18 protein-coding genes are annotated in these 19,657 nt (G+C 48.3%); 4 read left to right on the top strand and 14 right to left on the bottom strand.

The window, feature by feature from the left end; all coding sequences use genetic code 11:
- Nucleotides 1-41: 41 nt before the first annotated feature.
- The 3 genes from ACXMYH_RS01055 to ACXMYH_RS01045 are packed head-to-tail and all read right to left on the bottom strand — an operon-like array spanning nt 42 to nt 3,303.
- A complete protein-coding gene (locus ACXMYH_RS01055; RefSeq protein ID WP_118298398.1) occupies nt 42-1,130 on the bottom strand; it encodes a C4-dicarboxylate TRAP transporter substrate-binding protein in 1,089 nt (362 codons plus the stop codon).
- A 45-nt stretch (nt 1,131-1,175) separates the two neighbouring features.
- Complete coding sequence (locus ACXMYH_RS01050) at nt 1,176-2,195, bottom strand: alcohol dehydrogenase catalytic domain-containing protein (RefSeq protein ID WP_215702581.1); 1,020 nt, start codon at nt 2,193-2,195, stop codon at nt 1,176-1,178.
- A 13-nt stretch (nt 2,196-2,208) separates the two neighbouring features.
- A complete protein-coding gene (locus tag ACXMYH_RS01045) occupies nt 2,209-3,303 on the bottom strand; it encodes a mandelate racemase/muconate lactonizing enzyme family protein (RefSeq protein WP_486555338.1) in 1,095 nt (364 codons plus the stop codon).
- A gap of 174 nt (nt 3,304-3,477) precedes the next feature.
- On the opposite strand from ACXMYH_RS01045, the gene ACXMYH_RS01040 reads away from it, so the two are divergent.
- Nucleotides 3,478-4,113, top strand: a complete 636-nt coding sequence (locus ACXMYH_RS01040) for a GntR family transcriptional regulator (RefSeq protein ID WP_118298401.1) — start codon at nt 3,478-3,480, stop codon at nt 4,111-4,113.
- Nucleotides 4,114-4,215: 102 nt separating this feature from the next.
- Here ACXMYH_RS01040 and ACXMYH_RS01035 read toward each other — a convergent pair whose 3' ends face one another.
- Nucleotides 4,216-4,878 carry an RraA family protein gene (locus tag ACXMYH_RS01035; RefSeq protein ID WP_118298402.1) on the bottom strand — a complete coding sequence of 221 codons (663 nt, stop codon included), beginning with the start codon at nt 4,876-4,878 and terminating at the stop codon, nt 4,216-4,218.
- 188 nt (nt 4,879-5,066) lie between these two features.
- Between ACXMYH_RS01035 and ACXMYH_RS01030 the strand changes: the two genes are divergently transcribed.
- Both ACXMYH_RS01030 and ACXMYH_RS01025 read left to right on the top strand, forming a co-directional pair.
- Nucleotides 5,067-6,182, top strand: a complete 1,116-nt coding sequence (locus tag ACXMYH_RS01030) for an enolase C-terminal domain-like protein (protein WP_118532631.1) — start codon at nt 5,067-5,069, stop codon at nt 6,180-6,182.
- 48 nt (nt 6,183-6,230) lie between these two features.
- On the top strand, nt 6,231-6,974 hold the full coding sequence (locus tag ACXMYH_RS01025) for an SDR family NAD(P)-dependent oxidoreductase (RefSeq protein WP_118298404.1): 744 nt from the start codon (nt 6,231-6,233) through the stop codon (nt 6,972-6,974).
- A gap of 110 nt (nt 6,975-7,084) precedes the next feature.
- Here ACXMYH_RS01025 and ACXMYH_RS01020 read toward each other — a convergent pair whose 3' ends face one another.
- Entirely contained in the window at nt 7,085-7,642 is a 558-nt protein-coding gene (locus ACXMYH_RS01020) for a biotin transporter BioY (protein WP_118297532.1), read from the bottom strand.
- 440 nt (nt 7,643-8,082) lie between these two features.
- On the opposite strand from ACXMYH_RS01020, the gene ACXMYH_RS01015 reads away from it, so the two are divergent.
- A complete protein-coding gene (locus tag ACXMYH_RS01015; RefSeq protein ID WP_486555337.1) occupies nt 8,083-9,441 on the top strand; it encodes an MATE family efflux transporter in 1,359 nt (452 codons plus the stop codon).
- A 124-nt stretch (nt 9,442-9,565) separates the two neighbouring features.
- Here the strand turns inward: ACXMYH_RS01015 and ACXMYH_RS01010 are convergent, their stop codons facing one another.
- From ACXMYH_RS01010 to ACXMYH_RS00970, 9 genes are all read right to left on the bottom strand, one after another.
- Nucleotides 9,566-11,203, bottom strand: a complete 1,638-nt coding sequence (locus ACXMYH_RS01010) for an ABC-F family ATP-binding cassette domain-containing protein (RefSeq protein ID WP_118297534.1) — start codon at nt 11,201-11,203, stop codon at nt 9,566-9,568.
- Nucleotides 11,204-11,705: 502 nt separating this feature from the next.
- Nucleotides 11,706-11,918, bottom strand: coding sequence for a cold-shock protein (locus tag ACXMYH_RS01005; protein WP_015552243.1), 213 nt, complete (start codon nt 11,916-11,918; stop codon nt 11,706-11,708).
- Between the two features lie 350 nt (nt 11,919-12,268).
- A complete protein-coding gene (gene malQ / locus ACXMYH_RS01000; RefSeq protein ID WP_329752595.1) occupies nt 12,269-13,768 on the bottom strand; it encodes a 4-alpha-glucanotransferase in 1,500 nt (499 codons plus the stop codon).
- A 191-nt stretch (nt 13,769-13,959) separates the two neighbouring features.
- Nucleotides 13,960-14,784: a hypothetical protein gene (locus tag ACXMYH_RS00995; protein ID WP_117515863.1), complete on the bottom strand. Its 825-nt coding sequence runs from the start codon at nt 14,782-14,784 to the stop codon at nt 13,960-13,962.
- Nucleotides 14,785-15,073: 289 nt separating this feature from the next.
- On the bottom strand, nt 15,074-15,760 hold the full coding sequence (locus ACXMYH_RS00990; RefSeq protein WP_021905869.1) for a YjjG family noncanonical pyrimidine nucleotidase: 687 nt from the start codon (nt 15,758-15,760) through the stop codon (nt 15,074-15,076).
- A 148-nt stretch (nt 15,761-15,908) separates the two neighbouring features.
- Nucleotides 15,909-17,183, bottom strand: a complete 1,275-nt coding sequence (locus tag ACXMYH_RS00985) for a dihydroorotase (protein WP_486555336.1) — start codon at nt 17,181-17,183, stop codon at nt 15,909-15,911.
- A gap of 133 nt (nt 17,184-17,316) precedes the next feature.
- Nucleotides 17,317-17,691: a VOC family protein gene (locus ACXMYH_RS00980; protein WP_015552238.1), complete on the bottom strand. Its 375-nt coding sequence runs from the start codon at nt 17,689-17,691 to the stop codon at nt 17,317-17,319.
- 32 nt (nt 17,692-17,723) lie between these two features.
- On the bottom strand, nt 17,724-18,947 hold the full coding sequence (locus ACXMYH_RS00975) for a hypothetical protein (RefSeq protein ID WP_486555335.1): 1,224 nt from the start codon (nt 18,945-18,947) through the stop codon (nt 17,724-17,726).
- Between the two features lie 13 nt (nt 18,948-18,960).
- The gene (locus ACXMYH_RS00970; protein ID WP_486555334.1) at nt 18,961-19,656 is read right to left on the bottom strand and encodes an MBL fold metallo-hydrolase; all 696 of its coding nucleotides are present in this window, start codon (nt 19,654-19,656) and stop codon (nt 18,961-18,963) included.
- Nucleotide 19,657: the final 1 nt, after the last annotated feature.

The following is a 19,657-nucleotide window of genomic DNA, read 5'->3' as shown; positions in this document are numbered from 1 at the left end:
TACAGGGCTGTCAAAAATGACAGCCCCTGACAGATCTCTTTCTACTGGATTGCAGCTTTTACTGTATCGTACAAACCATCACTCCAGCCAAACTGGGAACCTTTCTCATAGAAGGAAAGGCTTGCTTCTTTCCACTGCGCTCTCTCTTCGTCTGTAAGCTCTGTGAATGTTACGCCTGCATCTTCCAGTTTCTTTCTGTAGTCGTCGTTAGCTGCTTCCTGCTTCTCGTTATTGTAGAGACCAGCTTCTTCACATGTCTTGAATAACAGATCCTGCTGCTCCTGTGTTAAGGTGTTGAGGTAATCTGTTCCGATGCACCATGTTGTGAAGTTTAAGATATGTCCTGTCATAAGGATATTCTTTGTAACTTCCTGGAAGCTCTGTCCGTATAATGTGGAAAGCGGGTTCTCAACGCCGTCAAGAGTACCGTTCTGTAATGCTGTGTATACATCACCAAGAGCCATCGGCACTGCGGTAGCGCCTAATGCATTGAAGCCTTCTACATAGATCTGGCTGTTTGCAAGACGGATCTTTTTACCTTTGATGTCTGCCGGTACAACAGCTTTGTCTTTTGTCATTAACTCACGTTCTCCATAGACCCAGTTGGAACCAAGAACGGTGAGTCCTTTATCCGCAAGCTTGCTGCACTGCTCTTTGTACCAGTCGCTGTCGATCAGTTTCCAAACCTCATCCCAGTTATCGAAGAAGAACGGTCCATAGAGGATACCAAGATCCGGAACACCGTAATCAGCATAGAAAGCGCCGTCTGCGATCGTGATCACATTCTCACCCATGACCATCTGGTCGATCAGTTTACTCTTGTTTCCGAGTGCGCTGTTTGCGAATACTTTGAGTTCCATGGTGCCATTGCTCTCTTCTTTTAAGAGTTCTGCCCATTTTTCAACAGCCTGTCCGATCGGCTCCTCGGTCGTGTTCTCAAAACCGATGTTGATCGTTACAACGTCTCCGGATGCTGCCGCTGCGGTCGTCTCTTCTGCTTTTGTCTCCTCAGCTGCTTTTGTCTCTGCCGGTGCTGCGGTTGTGCTTGTGGATGCGCTGCTGCCACATGCGCTGAGTACCATGGATGCACACATTACTGCTGATACGGCTGCCATTGCTCTTTTCTTCATAAGTTTTTTCCTCCCATAAATAAAATACATTTTTACAGTTTCTGTTTAAAACTCGAATTCAGCTTTTACGATTTCCCCATAATTTTTATCGAGATCTTCAAATGCTTCTTCCGCATGATCTGCGGAATATGTTCTGGAAATCAGTTTTGTAAGATCCACAAATCCTTCGCGGACAAGTTTTAATACTGCCCGGAAATCGTCTGAGGTTGCACCTCTGGATCCATACATATTCAATTCTTTTCTCTGAACTTCCAGGAAATTGAAATCCGCATTTTTCTTCGCGACACCGATCACAACCATCTTTCCGCGGCTGGCAACTGCCTTCACACAAGCTAAGAATGTTGCCGGGGCGCCAACAGCTTCCACCGTTGCGTCGAATCCGTCTCCTCCTGTGACCGTCCCGATAAATTCCGTCAGTTTTTCCGGGCTGTCATTGACAAATCCGCCGTCCAGCCCGAAATCATTGACTGCTTTTTTTACCTTTTCTTCGGCAATATCCGTGATATAAGCTTTCGCTCCGAAACTTTTTGCCGCAACACCGGCCAGGATCCCGATCGCTCCCGCGCCAAAGATCAGCACCTTGTCCCCCGGTTTTAATTCCGCTCTGGACACACCGTGGTAACTGATACAGAATGGCTCAACGAGCGCCAGCTCCTTCGGATCGATCCCTGCGCCGTCAAACAGCCGCTCGACCGGCATCGTGAAGTAGTCGCTGAAAGCTCCTTCCCTCTGGACACCCATCGTCTCATTGTGGATGCAGGCATTCACATAACCGCGCCGGCAGGAATAACAGGTCCCGCAGTTGAAATACGGGTTTCCCGTCACCAGCATTCCTTTTTTGATCCCATATGGATTCTCGCCGACTTCCACAACCTCGGCAGCGAATTCATGTCCGATCGTACGCGGATAGCTGACGTATGCGGACTGGCCGCGGTAGGAAGCCAGGTCACTTCCGCAGATCCCTCCGCAGACCATTTTCAGTAATGCCTCTCCCTGTTTTGGAACCGGAATTTCTCTTTCGGCTGTCACAGCCTTCCACGGTTCCGGAAGAACGATCGCTCTCATTTCAGATCACTCCTTATTTTACCTCTGTCATGAACTCATGCAGGAAGCGGAAGCCCCAGCCTTCGCCTTCACGCGGACGGGCAAAACCATTGTCGATGACCATCGGATTATCGATGATCGCATCGATCCAGTCAAAGCTCTCTGCGCCATACGGATTTGCAACTGTGCAGAGAAGCGGTACATCATAGTCTTTATAGTAGTGAGGAAGTACCGGAATATTGTAAGCGTTTGCAAGTGCCGCGCTGTCTCTCCATGCTTCAACACCGCCGAGACGGATCAGATCCGGCTGCCAGAGATCAAGGGCACGTCTTCCGATCAGTTCGCGGAGAGCAACTGTGGAGTACTCTCTCTCACCCATTGCAAGGCTGACCTTTGTCTTTGAGTGGATCGTTGCATATCCTTCAAAGTCTGTATTAACGACCGGCTCCTCAAACCAGAAAATTCCGAGATGTTCTACATTGCTGATCAGTTTAACGGCTGACGGAACGTCCATACCCTGGTTCGCATCCATCATGATCTTCATATTCGGACCGGTTGCCTCTCTTACAAGGTTTAATCTGCGGATATCACGCTCCATATCCGGACTTCCGACTTTGATCTTGACTGCTGTAAATCCACGTTTCTGATAGTTTACGACCTCATCAACAAGTTCCTCGTCCGTGTAGCTGATCCATCCGCCGCTTCCGTATACCGGGATCGGTTTTCTGTGGCATCCGAACATCCGGTAGATCGGCTGTCCCATGGTTCTTGCCCATGCATCCCACATTGCTACGTTTAAAGTCGCCAGTGCCCATCTCTGAAGTCCGACGATTCCGAAATACTCACTTTCGATCTCGTAATCCTTCTGGACCTGTGCGGCCTCATATACATGATAATCTTTCGCGAGTACGAAATTCTTCATATCTTTTAAGGCGCCTTCAATTGCATTCGGGCTGTAATGGAAGCTTAAAAGATATCCCTGACCGATCACTCCGCCCTTTGTCTCAACCTCAAGAACGTAAAACGCGATCTTGCTGATATCATGAGTGGAATCTGCGATCGGATGGCTCAGTTTGCTGACAGCCTGGTAGATTCGTATATCTTTGATATATGTCTCATTTTCATTCATTTTTCCTGTTCCTCCCGTTATTATTTTGTCTTTGTTTTTGCTATGTGATATATCTATCATCATATTACACTATTTTGTGATATATTTCAATGGATTTCTGTGAATTTTCACTTGCAATTTGTCACAAAATTATATATGCTTGTTACAGCATATTTACCAAAAAGGAGGAGAACAATGGCAGAAGCATTGACAAATCAGGCATATGAATATCTCTATCGCAAGATCGTATCCTGTGAATACCTGCCGGGACAGGAACTTAATGAAAAGCAGCTTCTGGAAGAGACATCCTTTGGAAGAACGCCACTCCGCGAGGCGCTGCTCATGCTGCAGGCAGAGAATCTGATCGACATTTTCCCGCGCAAGGGAATGCGGATCACTCCTTTTACCGAAAAAAGTATCGACGATCTCTATCAGACACGTAAGCTGATCGAGCCGACTGTCTGTAGGAAATATATCTCCATGTACTCCAAGAGCAGACTTTTAGAATATCTGAAGCAGTTTGAAAAGGCGGCCGCCGGTCCGGATTATGATGAATTTCAGATCGATACCTCTTTTCATTCCTATCTGGTCGATATCACCGGGAACGAGATCCTGATCAACCTGTACCAGTCTGTGATGATCCAGCAGATGCGTCTCGCCGTCTACGCCGCATTGAAGGATGACCAGAACCGTGTTGACAACCTTGAACAGCACCGCGCCATTATCGATGCGCTTTTAAGGGAGAACGAAGATGCCGTCCAGGACGCGATCATCCTGCACATCAACCACTCCCTGATCAAATCACTGAAAATGATGGAAAACGATAACTGACAATAAAACCAAAAGGCTGCCGTGATCCCGTATCGGATTATCCGATTCCGGATCACGGCAGCCCGTCTTTTTTGTCTTCGTTTTTAATATTCGTCCGCTTTATTACAGGATGCCAAATACTTTAAACGCTTCCGTCGCGCTCATCCCGCCTTCGATCGCACTGCGGACTTTTTTCTCACCCGCTGCTTTTTCAAACGCCTTCTCGATACATTCTTTTTCCACTTCTTTCGGAATGATCAGCACACCGTCCATATCTCCGAACACAATGTCACCATCGTGGATCGTAACCTGGCCGATCTCGATCGTGCAGCGGAAGTCCACCACATTCGTTCTGATCGAAGAGTCCTGTGCCCAGCGTCCCCTTGCAAATACCGGGAAATTCTGTGCAAGGACCTGCGGAGTGTCACGTGTATATCCGTCAAGAACTGCTCCCACAGCTCCGCGTGTCCTGGCTGTCGCCGTGAGGAGTTCTCCCCAGAGAGCACTGTTTCCCGCTCCCGTCGCTATATAGATCTCATCTTCCTTCAGCTGGTCAAGTGCTTCCGTCAGAAGTCCAAACGGCTTTTTCTGTGCTTCATATACATTATGTTCCAGGATCGTACACGCTCTCCCGGCCAGTTTCATGTCATCTTTTAACGGCATGATCTCCGGAGGCAGGAACTGGTGATTATATCCCATGGTATCAAGGATGTCTCCTACGACCGGAGTATAGAGTTTTTCTTTCATAAGCTTAAAGAGTTCTTTGTCGTCGTTCCACTTGCTCATTGTGCACTTTCTCCTTTATTTTCTATATTATATTTGTATTATAGTGCAATATGTGATATAATTCAATCATCAAATTCGGCGTTGTGATATATCTATGTTGTGTAATTGTGACATTCTGCGCTGAAAACTTCCGGAATGGAGTTTTTATCTTACAGTGCAGAGACTTTATTCATTTCAGGAGAATCATTATGATCATTACAAAGTTCGAGACATGGTGGGTAACCCGCGATAAATGTCTCTTCGACGAAAAACGTCAGGGCGGCGCCAAAATGGGTTGGGATGTTTTCGCGATCCGGCTGACCGCAGATGACGGAACCGAAGGGACCGCAACCTGTATGGCTGCCCGCAGCGGCGGTGTAACCGAAAGTTATCTCCACGACAGTATCGCTCCGATCCTGCTCGGACGTGATCCGCACGATCATGAGGCGATCTTTTATGAGTTGTGGAATGTTGACCGTCATGAAGCATTTTTTCCCGTATTTCTTCCGGGTCCGGTGGATGTCGCACTTTGGGATATGTGTGCAAAAGCAGCCGGTCTTCCGCTTTATAAATATATCGGCGCTTACCGCACAAAGCTTCCGGTATATGCCAGCGGAAATTTCCACGCCACTGTGCAGGAATATGTCGATGAAGCACTTTATTATAAGAGCAAAGGGATTTTAGGATACAAGGCACATCCGGGCGGACCGGTCGAATTTGACATGAAAGTCCACGAAGCTGTCCGGGAAGCCGTTGGTCCGGATTATACGCTCATGAGTGACCCGGTCGGCGAGTATACGCTGGACGATGCCATCCGTGTCGCAAGACAGCTGGAGCGGCTTGGATATGAATGGTTTGAGGAGCCGTTCCGCGATTTCGAACTTTACAAATACACCGAACTCTGCAAGACCGTAGACATCCCGATCGCCGCTACAGAGACGACCAGAGGCTGTCATTGGGGCGTTGCGCAGAGTGTGGCACAGCATGCAGCCGATATCGTCCGCGCAGATGTAAGCTGGAAGGACGGCGTCACAGGGACTTTAAAGATCGCTCACATGGCAGACAGCTTCGGATTAAACTGTGAGATCCACACAACGACCATGAATTACATGGATCTTGCAAACGTGCATGTAAGCTGCAGCATCCGGAACTGTAAATATTTCGAGTACTTTGTCCCGGAAGATAACTACAGACTTCCCATGAAAGGTGATCTGCCGATCCGCGACGGATATATCTATGTACCTGACAAACCTGGTGTCGGGGCCGAGCTCGACTGGGATCTGATCAACGAAAACTGTCACAGCTATCGCTGCCAGAGCTTATAACTACAGATCTTCGATCTGTTTTATGATTTTGAGGAGGCATATATCATCATGAAAGAATTTGAAGGACGCACCGGTATCGTTACCGGCGGAAGCAGCGGGATCGGATACGCGATCGCAAATGTACTGGCCGAAAACGGGGCAACCGTATATGTGATCAGCCGTACCGGAAAGGAAAAAGAAGGTCTTGCGCCGTCTGCTCCCGGCGTGATCCATGTAAAGGGAGATGTCACGGATTATGATGCAATGAAAAAGCTGATCGGAGAGATCGCAGGAAAATCCGGTCTCGATTTTCTCGTAAACAATGCCGGGATCACCAAAAAGGCACGCGCGGAAGTTTTCCCGATGGATGACTTTAAAAAGATCCTGGATGTGGACGTGACAAGTCTGTTCGCATTGAGCCAGATCTGCTACCCGTATTTAAAAGAGAGCAAACATAAAGGACGCATCATCAATATCAGCAGCATGGCCGCGCATCTCGGCTTCACCGAAGTCGTTCCGTACTGCGTCAGCAAATCTGCGGTCTGCGGTCTGACACGCGGGCTCGCCATCGAGTGGGCAAACGACAACATCTGTGTCAACAGCATCGCGCCGGGCTGGTTCCCGAGTGAGATGAACAAGCAGGTCATGACTCCAGAAAGAAAAGCCGCGATCCTCGCAAGAATGCCGGTTCATGCGTTCGGCGATACCAGGGATCTCGGTGCAATGGCTAAGTTCCTGATCAGCGATGGTGCCACCTACATCACCGGGCAGGATTTCGCGGTTGATGGAGGCGCACTGGCTTACGGATATTGATCCGGTTTTGTCCGGATCGGAGATTCCGCGAATTTCCCCGGTCATCAAAAAGTCCGCAGCATAAAAATTGCTGCGGACTTTTTTAGATGTATATGAGTTTTATGAAATACCTACATGAATCTGGATACTGCCTTGCGGATCTGCGGTCCTGCGATGATCGCGATGATGATCTTTGCGGTATCGCCCGGAAGATACGGGATCACGCCGACTCCGAGTCCTGCGACAAAGCTCATTCCAAGCTGACCTGCAAGCCATGCTGTACCAAACGCGTAGCAGACTGCCATACCGAGGATCATGCCGATCACATGCATATAGATCTTTGCCGGGAACTTCTCAACGAAGAAGCCGGAGATCGCTGCAAGGAAGATAAAACCGATGAGATATCCGCCGGTCGGTCCGAGAAGCTTGCCGACACCGCCGGAAAATCCGGAGAATACCGGAAGCCCTACGGTTCCCAGGAGCAGATATAAGACATAGCTCACTACGGAAAGCTTTGTTCCAAGAATATATGCCATAAAGAAGATCACCAGGTTTGTCAGACTGATCGGTACCGGGCTTACCGGGATCGGAAGTGCCATCGGGGCAAGAATACAGGTGATCGCTGTCATCAGCGCTGTCACCGTCATCTGTGCAGTTGACATGTGGTGTTTTGCTGCTGTGTTTTCCATTTTTATTTTCCTCCCAACATCCATCGTTTCCGCTGCCGTGATCTGAACTGTGGATCTTCTGGATTCGCATTCCGGCATATGTATCTCAAGATGGAATTGTTATGATTGACTCTTCCCATATCATACGCATGTTTCGTCCATTTGTCAACTTGTTTTTGTTTTATAGTTTACATTTCTTTGTCCCATTGTTGACAAATGCCGCCGCATCCAGATCCTTCTTCCCGGAAAAAAGTAATTTACAATCTTCTTTCATTCCATTTACCGCTTCCGGAAATCGTGCTATACTCTATGGGCTGTGATCCTGAAAAAGATCATGTTCCGACACATTCAGAGGTCTTTTACAGCCACATGCAGCTGATCTCAGCCTGCACTGATCAGGATCACACCAGATCTTACACACATCCTGTTTTCGACCTGGAGTAAATCATCAGGAGGTAATTATGGCAGCAGAAAATGATCTCGGCCGTGACAATATAAAAAAACTTGTGATCCGCATCGCGGTCCCCAGTATGCTGGCGCAGTTTGTCAGCGTTCTTTACAGCATCGTTGACCGCATGTATATCGGAAACATCCCTGTTTCCGGCGATATGGCGCTCGCCGGGGCCGGTGTCTGCGGTCCCGTTGTGACGATGATCGGCTCCGTCGCATTTCTCGTCGGGATCGGCGGTGCCCCGCTTATGAGCATGAAGATGGGACAAGGCGATAACAAGGCCGCCGAACGGATCCTCGCCAACTGTTTTTTAATGCTCGCGCTGTGTTCTGTCCTCATGGTCGCCTGTATCTACCCGATCCGGATCCCGATGCTGCGGTATTTCGGTGCGAGCGACACCACACTGCCCTACGCAAACGCGTACTTTACGATCTATCTGACAGGGACCGTATTCGCGCTCATGTCAACCGGCATGAATCAGTTTATCATCTGTCAGGGATTTGCGAAAACCGGTATGTACTCCGTCATCATCGGTGCGGTGTTAAATATTGTCCTGGATCCTGTATTTATCTTCGGTTTTCACATGGGTGTCTCCGGCGCCGCGACGGCAACAGTCCTCTCCCAGACGGCAAGCTGCGCCTTCGTGCTGAAAACGCTCTTCGGAAAGACTGTGCCGGTACGCATCACTTTCGGCGGTTATGACTGGCGGCTGATACGCAGGATCCTGACGATCGGCTTCACCCCATTCATCATCATCGCGATGGACAATGTCATGATCATCACGATGAACGCGATCCTTCAGAAATACGGCGGTGCGGCACGCGGCGATCTTCTCATCACCTGCGCGACGATCGCGCAGAGCTTCATGCTGGTCGTCACTATGCCTCTCGGGGGCATCACGAGCGGAACCCAGGCGGTCCTCGCTTACAATTTCGGAGCAGGAAACACCGACCGCGTAAAAGGTGCCCAGAAATATATCTTTATCTTGGCAGCGGCGTACACCACCTTGCTGTTTATCCTCGCACGCACCGTCGGCGGCCTGTTCGTCCGTCTCTTTACATCCGATCCGACGGTTTCCGCTGAGGCGCTCCGGGCGATCCGGATCTTCACGCTGGCGATCATCCCGCTGGCGTTCCAGTATGAGATCGTCGACGGTTTCACCGGGCTCGGTCAGGTACAGGTCGCTCTGCCGCTCTCATTCTTCCGAAAGGGCTTATATTTCGTCTCCCTGTTCCTGCTGCCTGCAATGTTCGGCGCGGAAGCGGCATTCTTTGCAGAACCGGTCTCCGATATCGCCGGACCGGTCGTGTCGGCGATCGTATATATCGTTTCAATGAAGGGGATCCTGGCAAAAGCCGGGGAAAACTGATTTGATCAAAAAAGCACAGGCTCTGTAGATTCCTTAGTTTAATCCATGGAATCCACAGAACCTGTGCTCTTTTTTTATTTTTACACGCTGCTGATTTTTATAGCAGATCAGTCAGGCCGCAAGATCAGTCATCATTCTCTTCGCTCTCAGTAAGAGTATATGTGAATCTCTTTCTCGCCATCTCATCGCTCTCAAGGTACTCGTCGTAGGTTGTGATCTTATCGATCAGCTGTCCGTTGACAATCTCCATGATACGGTTTGCAGTTGTCTCTACAACCTGGTGGTCACGGGAGGAGAAGATGATCACACCCGGGAACTTCTTCATTCCGTTGTTCAACGCAGTGATGGACTCCATGTCGAGATGGTCAGTCGGCTCATCGAACATCAGCACGTTCGCGCCGGAGATCATCATCTTGGAGAGCATACAGCGCACTTTCTCACCACCGGAGAGAACTTTTACCTTCTTCACACCGTCTTCACCGGCAAACAGCATTCTTCCGAGGAATCCGCGGACATAAGTAACATCCTTTTCCGGGGAATACTGGGTCAGCCAGTCTACGATCGTATCATCGTTGTTGAACTCGGCGCTGTTGTCCTTCGGGAAGTACGCCTGAGTCGTTGTGAGACCCCATTTGTAGCTTCCGGAATCCGGCTCCATCTCGCCTGCAAGGATCTTGAAGAGTGTTGTCTTCGCGATCTCGTTCGGGCCTACAAGTGCAACTTTATCTTCTCTTCCGAGTGTAAAGGAGATGTTGTCGAGAACCTTTACACCGTCGATCGTCTTTGTAAGTCCTTCAACAGAAAGCACTTCATTACCGATCTCACGCGCCGGGCGGAAGTCGATATACGGGTATTTTCTGCTGGACGGACGGATCTCATCGAGCTCGATCTTCTCTAAGGCACGTTTTCTGGATGTCGCCTGCTTGGACTTGGAAGCGTTCGCGGAGAATCTCTGGATGAACTCCTGTAACTCTTTGATCTTCTCCTCTTTCTTTCTGTTTGCTTCCTTCATCTGCTTGATCATTAACTGGCTGGACTCGAACCAGAAGTCGTAGTTTCCGGCATAGAGCTGAATCTTGCCGTAGTCGATATCAGCGATCTGTGTGCAGACCTTGTTTAAGAAGTAACGGTCATGGGATACAACGATGACTGTGTTCTCGAAGTTGATCAGGAACTCCTCGAGCCATGCGATCGCATCGAGATCCAGGTGGTTGGTCGGCTCGTCGAGGAGCAGGATATCCGGGTTGCCGAATAACGCCTGTGCGAGGAGAACCTTGACCTTCTGCGCGCCGAGGAGGTCTTTCATCATTTTGTAGTGGAGCTCTGTCTCGATTCCGAGACCGTTTAAGAGGTTCTCAGCGTCAGACTCTGCTTCCCACCCGTTCATTGTTGCGAACTCGCCCTCAAGTTCTGCTGCCTTGATCCCGTCCTCATCAGTGAACTCTTCTTTTGCGTAGATCGCGTCTTTTTCCTTCATGATATCGTAGAGGCGCTTGTTGCCCATGATAACGGTATCAAGAACTGTATATTCGTCGTATTTAAAGTGGTCCTGCTGTAAGAAAGAAAGACGCTGGCCCGGAGTGATCACAACCTCACCGTTTGTCGGTTCGAGCTGACCGGATAAGATCTTTAAGAACGTGGACTTTCCGGCACCGTTGGCACCGATGAGACCGTAGCAGTTTCCTTCTGTAAATTTAATGTTTACGTCTTCAAATAAAGCTTTTTTGCCGACACGGAGTGTCACATTATTTGCACTAATCATTTTCTAAATCTCCTTTTGACTGACAAGGGGTACCTGTGAAATACTTACGGATCCACGTACAATGTGGATCATAACACAAAATGCGCCTTAGCGCATCCCGCGCCGGGCACAAACACTCTGCCACAGATCGATATATCCGGGCATAATCAAAATGGCAACTGTCCACAAATCATAAAATCAAGCCGAGCAGTTACCAAAGTCCTTCTTATTCTATTAGGAAATGCCGCATTTTGCAAGGCTTTTCTTGAAAAAAGCCTGTTTTAGGGGGAAATTTTATAGAGGTGCAGAAATTTCTATCATAAAAAGAATATGCCCTGGCACATTCTCGCGCCGAGCGCGGTCGCCTGCGACATCCTTCATCTTCACGCGAGCGCGCATCTTAGGCATGCAATGCCTTTTTATTTAACAGGAAGTTCCATCGGAATTTACTGTTAAACAAACAAAAAACCGCCGCTCCGGATATTCCCGGAACGGCAGCTCTTTGTTTTCTCTTTTATTCGAATTAGAGTTTAACTACGTTAACAGCGCGAAGCTTCTTGCTGTTCTTCGGATCCTGCTCTGTGTCGAAAGTAACCTTCTGGCCCTCTTCAAGAGTCTTGAAGCCGTCGCCTACGATTGCGGAGAAGTGTACGAATACGTCGTCGCCGCCGTTGTCGTTGGAGATGAATCCGTAGCCTTTCTCAGAATTGAACCACTTAACTGTACCGTTGTTCATTTTGGTACCTCCATAAAAAATTGAATTTTTCCGTACTAAGCCCTACTGGAAATCTCCACACATCGCTGATGGTCTTTATTTCAAAAAACTCACATGCTTTTGTAATTCATCGTATCGCGCAAATGACTTACAAAAACATGTGAGTTCAATAGTGCATCGGAATTAACTTAACAATATCACAATTCCGGTCCGGTGTCAATCGAATTTCCAAGAAACGGGCGGTCTGTTTTCCCCTTGCAAACCGCCCGTTTTTCCTTATTTTCCGGCACTGTACCGCGTACGGCACACATCTGTTGTTATCGACAAAAGCCGACTCTGTCACTCGGTATTTTTGTCCTGTGACCGCACCGTCAGAACCGTCCAAATGTATCCACAAGCCATGAAAGATGGTTGATGTGATCCTGGTTCAGTTCGCCCGGTTTCATTCTCCATCTCCAGTTGTTTCCAACTGTTCCCGGAGTGTTCATTCTCGCCCAGTTGTCCAGTTTCAGGATATCCTGAGCCTGGAAGATGACAACACTCGCGACAGACGCATAGGCGGTCTTCAGGACCTTGTCTACGACCTCATGCTGATGGGAGACGCCCATGTAATCCGCAATGTACTGTAATTCCCACCACTGGCGCTCTTCCGGCTTAAAATAGCCCACCAGAGTCTCATTGTCGTGGGTTCCGCCGTAAACGACAGAATTCGGAGAGTACATATGTGGGAGATGCTCGTTGAAGCGGTCACCGCTGAATGCAAACTCGATGATCTTCATTCCCGGATAGCCGGTCTCCTCGAGAAGTTCTTTGACTTCCGGAACAAAGATCCCGAGGTCCTCCGCGATGATCTTCGTGTCCCCGATGACCATGTTGATCGCATCCGTGAGTTTCTTTCCCGGTCCCTTTAACCATTCTCCGGTCTTTCCGTCCTCGGAACCGGCCGGGATCGCGTAATACTGGGTCACGCCGATAAAGTGGTCGATGCGGACTACATCATACAGGCGGGCGGACGCTTTCATACGCTCCTTCCACCATGCAAAATCTGTCTTTTCCTGGACATCCCAGCGGTACAGCGGGTTGCCCCAGAGCTGTCCCGTCTCACTGAAGGCATCCGGCGGAACTCCGGCAACCTTGAGCGGAGTCAGGTTTTCCTCGTCCAGAAGGAATAATTCCGGATGTGTCCAGACGTCCGCACTGTCAAGCGCCACATAGATCGGAATATCACCGATGATGGAGATTCCCTGTTCATTCGCGTATGTGCGGAGTTTTCCCCACTGCTGGTAAAACTTATACTGCAGGAATTTCCAGAAGTCGATCTCGTCCTTTAACTCCTCACGGTAGGACTCCACTGCCTCTTTTTTGCGGAAGCGGATGTCTTCCGGCCAGGCCAGCCATTCTTTATTATCAAAATGGAACTTTAGTGCCATGTAGAACGCGTAATCGTTCAGCCAGTACCAGCTGTCCATGCAGAACTTCTCGTAGCCCTGTTCCTCCCGGTACTCACTTCTCGCATACGCTTTTTTAAGCAGCGGGAAACGGTACCAGAACACTGCATCATATGCCACCTGGGTCGGATTATCGCCCCAGTAGCAGGCGTTGATCTCATCCTGTGTGAGAAGTCCCTCTTTCACCAGTGTGTCCAGATCGATAAAATACGGATTCCCCGCAAACGCGGAAAACGACTGATACGGGCTGTCCCCGTAGCTTGTCGGTCCGACCGGCAGAACCTGCCAGTATTTCTGTCTTGCCTTCTTCAAAAAGTCCACAAACTCATAGGCCGCACTGCCAAATGTACCGATTCCATACGGTGACGGCAAACTTGACACCGGCATTAAAATTCCGGCTCCGCGCTCCAGCATTGTCTTCATATGTGTATCCCCTTCTGTCCGGCAGATCCCCGCCGGTTTGTCTTTTACCATTCAGCATTTTACCGTCCATAACGGCTCACAGCCCGGCACATATTATGCGCAGGGCTGTTGCTGATTTCTTCTGTATCGTCCACCTTTTACGCGCTGCTGTTCATGCCTTACGCAGACAGCTGCAGAAATTTCCTGGTGAATTAACGATTCTTCTTGATTCTCTCGTCATTCTCAAGAACTTTCTTCGCGATCATAATGAAGTGGAGCTTGAAGTTATCCTCTGTATCGTTTACGTCAAGTCCGGTGTTGATGCGGACCATATTTAAGCTTGTTTTTACATCATCCTCAGACATTCCGAGCTGTCTTGCAGTCTCAGCGATGTCCTCTTTGCATTTGTAGTATTTCGCGAGAACCCGCTTCTCAGTCTCACCGAGCTGTTTTAATACGGTTCTGGTAAGGCGGTCACCGAAGTTTACAACCATCTGGTTGATACTGCTGTAGATCTCCATTCCCATGTATTCAAGGATCACACGGTCTTTCTTGAAGATCTCGCCGGCCTTTACCGCATCCTGGGCATTGCTGTATGTATGCTTGATGCCTTTGATGCCGCTCTCGATCGTACCGATGCCGACACGGATCTTTCTGTCGGACTCGATCTTTTCAACTTCCTGAAGAGCAGTCTCCTTGATCTGCGGGATCAGGTCGCGCATTCCAGACTTATCTTTCATGATCAGGATCACACAGTCACCGCTGTCGCAGGTAATGATCTGTTTGCCGCCGATCTTTTTGTTGATGTCGGATAGAGCGATGATCGCATTTGCCGCATTTGTAAGTTTCTCGCGGTCTTCCGGTTTTACGTTCATATCAGACGGATACTGGAATGATACCGCCATAAAGGTGTCCATATCCACGTCGAATCCAAGCTGTCTTCCAAACTGTTTTACCAGGTCCTCGTCCTCGTAATATCCAATCACGATGTCGTTAAAGTAAGCTGATAATGTGATATCTGTCGTGTTCTTGTTCATGAAATACACCCCTCATTTCTATATATTCGCCGCCGCTCTTTCTGTCCCTTCACCGGATCCGTATGCGGCGGACAATGCTCTCCGGGAAAGCTTAATTATAAGAAAAATCCTCGTATTTGTCAAGATGTCTGACAATGTTTCTCAGTATTGCTATGACTTTTTGCAATTTTGAAAGATACCAGCGGTAAAACCAGCCTTCAAAATGATTTTCCATGGATTTTATCTCGTTCCAGGCGCTTTTAGTTTACATAACTTTTCAGAAAAATTGCCTGCTGCTGTCTTTCCGAAATTAACTCAACATCTCACCTATCTTTTCCAGCGTATCCGCCTCGTAATCCACATGCACCCCGGCCGTGTTCTCCTGGTGGTGCGGATTGTACCACAGAGTATCGATTCCGGCATTGTTTCCTCCACGGATGTCAGAAGTCAGGGAGTCACCGATGATCAGCATGTTCTCCACATCGTTTCTGCCCATCTTTTCAAAGCAGTAATCAAAATACTCCTGCTGCGGTTTCTGGTATCCGGATTCCTCGGAAACGTAGATTCCCTGAAACAGCTTGTCCAGGCCTGCTGCCGCGAGACGTTTATACTGGGTCTCCGCCACGCCGTTTGTGACGATATGAAGCTCATAACGATTCTTTAAGCCATTAAGGAGGTCCATGACTCCGTCTAAGAGAAACGCACTCTCATTTAATGTCTGGCGGTACAATCCATCGACCTCAGCGCCATTTACCTTGATTCCGAAGTCACTGAAGAAATCCTCAAATCGCAGGCTTAACACCTGCTCTCTCGTGATCTCCCCGCGCTCTAACTTCTGCCAGTAGCTTTTGTTCAGATGGTGGTACTTCTGCACATTCTCCTCTGTAGCCGGTACGCCAAAGTGGGTGAGTACCCGCTCGATGCCGATCCTCTCCGCCTTGTCGAAATCCAGAAGTGTTCCATCCACATCAAAAAGAAGCACCTGGTATTTTTTCATGACTTGTTTTCTCCTGTTCTTTATTTCTCACAATTCTCAGCTTTGCCTCCTCCTGCATTGTTGAAAACAGCTGCACTCCCCGGATCCAGCTCCAACCGGACTCTCTGAGTCTTATCAGCCCGATGCCAGGGAGCTCTGCTGAATGTTCTTAATCCTTGTATACAATCTTTCCACCGCAGATCGTATACTTCACACGTCCGAAAAGTTTTGTTCCGATAAACGGCGTGTTGTGGGACTTGGACGCGATCTCATCATCTGTAACGGTCCATTCCTCGTTCTCATTGAAGATCACGATATCGGCATCCCCTCCCTCTGTTAGATATCCCTTATCAAAGTGATACAGCTTCGCCGGATTCACGCACATCTTCTCCACAAGCTGCATGGTTGTCAGGTGGCCTTTCTTCACAAGCTCTGTCACCGCAAGGCCGAGAGCAGTCTCAAGACCGATAATTCCGCTCGGTGCTTTCCATACCGGAAGAACTGCCTTTTCCTCCGCGCTGTGCGGAGCGTGGTCGGTGGCGATCATATCGATGGAGCCGTCCTTGATTCCTTCAATAATTCCATCGCGGTCCTTCGCGGTTCTAAGGGGCGGGTTCATCTTCGCCATTGCGCCATGTTCTAAAACAGCGGTCTCATCTAATGTGAAATGGTGAGGTGTGACCTCCGCTGTCACGTTTGCTCCAAGCTCTTTCGCAAGCTTCACAGCCTTTACAGATGTGGCGGAGCTGATATGCTGGATATTGACTGACGCGCCTGTGTGCAGGGCGATCATGCAGTCACGAGCTACGAGAGAATCCTCAGCAAGTGCCGGGGAACCTGTGATTCCAAGCTCTTTTGCGACTGCACCTGCGTTGATTCCGTTCTCGGAGATGAATGCCGGGTCTTCCTCATGGAAGCTCAGCGGTACATTTAACTCTTTCGCCTTCTTCATGGCCTCGTAGACGAGTTTCTCGTTCATCAGCGGGATTCCATCGTCCGTAAATCCAACAGCTCCTGCTGCCTTTAAGGCATCCATATCCGTGAGCTCCTGCCCCTTCATTCCAACAGAAACGCATGCGGCCGGAAGAACATTGATGCCTGTCTTCTTTCCTTCTTCGATGATATATTTTACGGTCTCCACATTGTCTACCGGCGGTTTTGTATTTGCCATGGTGACAACCGTTGTGTATCCGCCTTTTTTCGCTGCGGCGGAACCTGTCTGGATATCCTCTTTGTATGTAAGTCCCGGATCGCGGAAGTGAACATGGACGTCAATGAGGCCCGGCGCTACGACACAGCCGTCTGCATCGATCACCTGCTCATAGCTTCCGTCATCTTCCACTTTTCCGATGGTCTTTATCTTTCCGCCGTCAATGACAACGTCCAGAATCCCGTCTGTATTGCTCTTTGCGTCTACCACACGTCCGTTTTTAATCAGAATCATCTTAGCTCCTCCTGTTTTATCTGTTTCTATGTTTCCTATCCCTGACCGGCTGCTATTTTTCCAGTGAGAACAGTTTCCGTCATTTCTGCCTGATGTGTGAATTTTTCATATATCTGGCTGTCGGACCTTTTCATTATTTTCTTGTCGGCACGATCTCCAGCCAGTAATTATCCGGATCTGTGATAAAATAGATCCCCATCTTCTCATTTTCAAAACAGATGCATCCCATCTCTTTGTGCTTTGCGTGAGCCGCCTCGAAATCATCTACCCGGAATGCAAGATGGAACTCGTTGTCTCCAAGATCATAGTGATCTTTCTCCCAGTCCCTGAGCCATGTGAGTTCTAACTGGTGCGGTGTCACGCCGTCTCCGAGGTATACCAGGATAAAGCTCCCGTCCGCCGCTTCTTTTCTTCTTACTTCCTTTAATCCAAGAGCTTCCTCATAGAATTTTAAGGACTTGTCAAGATCTGTGACATTAAAATTGTTATGCGCAAATGTGAATTTCATGGTGTTCTCCTCTCAATTTATATTTGTTCACATTACGATGTCGGGGACAAAAGAATCCCTGTATAATTATGCAAAATGTCATCCGGCTGGATTGCGTCCGATACCATAGAAATTGCAAGCTTATACTCTGTTCCCTCTTCGCCAATTGAGCCATGTACCGGTACATACCGGTCAAAGCAGACATTTTGTTTTTTCTTTGTTGTGACAATTAGAGCAACGTACTCTTCGGTTGTCAGAAGCTTGTAGTAAACATCTTCTTCCGGAAATGTATTTCTCGCCCGGTCGATCATATCTGCATAGCTGTAATCTTCTGATCCATCAGCAGGACCGGGCCTTTTTTCGTTGATCGCAGCCTGCAGTTTTTCTAAAACAGCTGCCGTTCTTGCCTCATTTTTCCTTTGTTCGATTTCTGACGCAATACTCACCTGCAGTGAAATGATCAGTACGATTCCTGTCATGCCAGCTATAGTCGTCAACCATACAGCGATTATCTTTGATTTCTTTTTCTTCTCTTCCTCTCTTGTAAGCCGGGTACAAGAAAATTCTTTTACAAAGGATGGCTGATTTTCATTTCCGTAAGCAATAATGGCATCTATTGTGTCATATCCCTTTTCAACACTGTACTTTCTCCAGACATCATACTCTGAATAAAACTTTTCCATCCTGTCGTAGAAGCGCGGAAACCATCCTGTGTACCGCTTCCTTCGAATGAAAAATACGCTGATTCCGCCAATAAGGATCGTAAAATATCCGACTCCCATCACCCCATAATAAAGACCTTCTATTTTCGATACCTGTTTTTCCGGCAATATGGCAAGGAAATGATACTCACCATCCGTTTCTTTTTCCCAGTATGTCTGAAGCCTGTTTCCATAAGAATACTTTACCGGATCCATTCCAAGTTCCGCAAGTGTATATTGTACATGCTCACCTTTATTTGGATCTTTCAGACGCAATGACTGTCCATCTTCCTGTACAACTGCAATGACATTCTTTTTTCCTGTGAGTTTATAGCCTGTTATGCTCTGAAAAGGATCATACAGCCCAGCGCCGAAAAACCATGTCAATGATAAGATCATATAAATAACGAATAGTGTTATGAGTTCTTTCCACACGTTATATTTCAATGACTTCTCTATCATTTCTTTTTCGTACTCAGGAATTCCAGGTAATGTAATATACCAGGAAGCAAACCGTTCTCTTTTCGCTTCTTCATCCATCACTTTTCCGATATTCATTGAGGTCGCAAGCTGCATTTTATTCCCCCTCTCAGATTTCCCAGCTTTCTCCCTCTTCATGGATCTCAACGATTCTGTCACAGTATCCCGCCGAACATGGCATTTTTTTCAGCCGCTCCGCCACATCGTATTCTCCCCAGAAGTGCATCGGGAAAATATGTTTCGCGTCGACTTCCTTCACGAAATCATCGATTCCCAAGTAAAAATATTCACCGAGTCTCGGATCCAGCGGCAAAAACGCAATATCCGCCGTCCGCCCATGCATCTTCGAGATCTCTTTCTGATACGCCTTCGTCATATTCTTATTCCACTGCGGATCTTCCCCATCCCAGTACCAGTGATTCAGGTCGCCTGCATGGTAGATCTCCAGACCATCCACACTGCACCAGAACGCGACGCCCTCATCCGTGGACTTAAATCCCTCGACCTTCAGTGTCCCATCATCCAGCACCTGTCCCGGATTTAAAAATTCTGTCTTTCCTTTACAAGATTCCGGAACCCGCTTACTCCAGATATCAAATGCCAGAATATAATGGATCTTCGGATGTTTCTCCTCCAGTTCAAAGATCACCTTTGAAAAATGATCCGGATGTCTGTGACTGGCGAACACATAGAGCGGCTTTTCCTCAGAAAACTCCGGCAGTTTTCCCTGAAAATAGTCAAACAGCAGATACGCCGATTCCGTCTCCACAAGAAATGCGCTGTGATGAATGTATGTGATCTTCATG

This window comes from Pilosibacter sp. NGB245, assembly GCF_057397225.1.
Note: the sequence above shows the minus strand (reverse complement) of the source record. Positions and strands in the feature narration are given on the sequence as shown.

Bases quoted from the DNA above. Each gene is read 5' to 3' on its own strand.
- ACXMYH_RS01035 (WP_118298402.1), bottom strand. From the start codon at position 4,878: ATGAGCAAGTGGAACGACGACAAAGAACTCTTTAAGCTTATGAAAGAA.
- ACXMYH_RS01010 (WP_118297534.1), bottom strand. From the start codon at position 11,203: ATGATTAGTGCAAATAATGTGACACTCCGTGTCGGCAAAAAAGCTTTA.
- ACXMYH_RS01025 (WP_118298404.1), top strand. From the start codon at position 6,231: ATGAAAGAATTTGAAGGACGCACCGGTATCGTTACCGGCGGAAGCAGC.
- ACXMYH_RS01020 (WP_118297532.1), bottom strand. From the start codon at position 7,642: ATGGAAAACACAGCAGCAAAACACCACATGTCAACTGCACAGATGACG.
- ACXMYH_RS01040 (WP_118298401.1), top strand. From the start codon at position 3,478: ATGGCAGAAGCATTGACAAATCAGGCATATGAATATCTCTATCGCAAG.
- ACXMYH_RS01015 (WP_486555337.1), top strand. From the start codon at position 8,083: ATGGCAGCAGAAAATGATCTCGGCCGTGACAATATAAAAAAACTTGTG.
- ACXMYH_RS00970 (WP_486555334.1), bottom strand. From the start codon at position 19,656: ATGAAGATCACATACATTCATCACAGCGCATTTCTTGTGGAGACGGAA.
- ACXMYH_RS00995 (WP_117515863.1), bottom strand. From the start codon at position 14,784: ATGAACAAGAACACGACAGATATCACATTATCAGCTTACTTTAACGAC.
- malQ (WP_329752595.1), bottom strand. From the start codon at position 13,768: ATGAAGACAATGCTGGAGCGCGGAGCCGGAATTTTAATGCCGGTGTCA.
- ACXMYH_RS01005 (WP_015552243.1), bottom strand. From the start codon at position 11,918: ATGAACAACGGTACAGTTAAGTGGTTCAATTCTGAGAAAGGCTACGGA.
- ACXMYH_RS01050 (WP_215702581.1), bottom strand. From the start codon at position 2,195: ATGAGAGCGATCGTTCTTCCGGAACCGTGGAAGGCTGTGACAGCCGAA.
- ACXMYH_RS00985 (WP_486555336.1), bottom strand. From the start codon at position 17,183: ATGATTCTGATTAAAAACGGACGTGTGGTAGACGCAAAGAGCAATACA.
- ACXMYH_RS01030 (WP_118532631.1), top strand. From the start codon at position 5,067: ATGATCATTACAAAGTTCGAGACATGGTGGGTAACCCGCGATAAATGT.
- ACXMYH_RS00975 (WP_486555335.1), bottom strand. From the start codon at position 18,947: ATGCAGCTTGCGACCTCAATGAATATCGGAAAAGTGATGGATGAAGAA.
- ACXMYH_RS01055 (WP_118298398.1), bottom strand. From the start codon at position 1,130: ATGAAGAAAAGAGCAATGGCAGCCGTATCAGCAGTAATGTGTGCATCC.
- ACXMYH_RS00980 (WP_015552238.1), bottom strand. From the start codon at position 17,691: ATGAAATTCACATTTGCGCATAACAATTTTAATGTCACAGATCTTGAC.
- ACXMYH_RS00990 (WP_021905869.1), bottom strand. From the start codon at position 15,760: ATGAAAAAATACCAGGTGCTTCTTTTTGATGTGGATGGAACACTTCTG.
- ACXMYH_RS01045 (WP_486555338.1), bottom strand. From the start codon at position 3,303: ATGAATGAAAATGAGACATATATCAAAGATATACGAATCTACCAGGCT.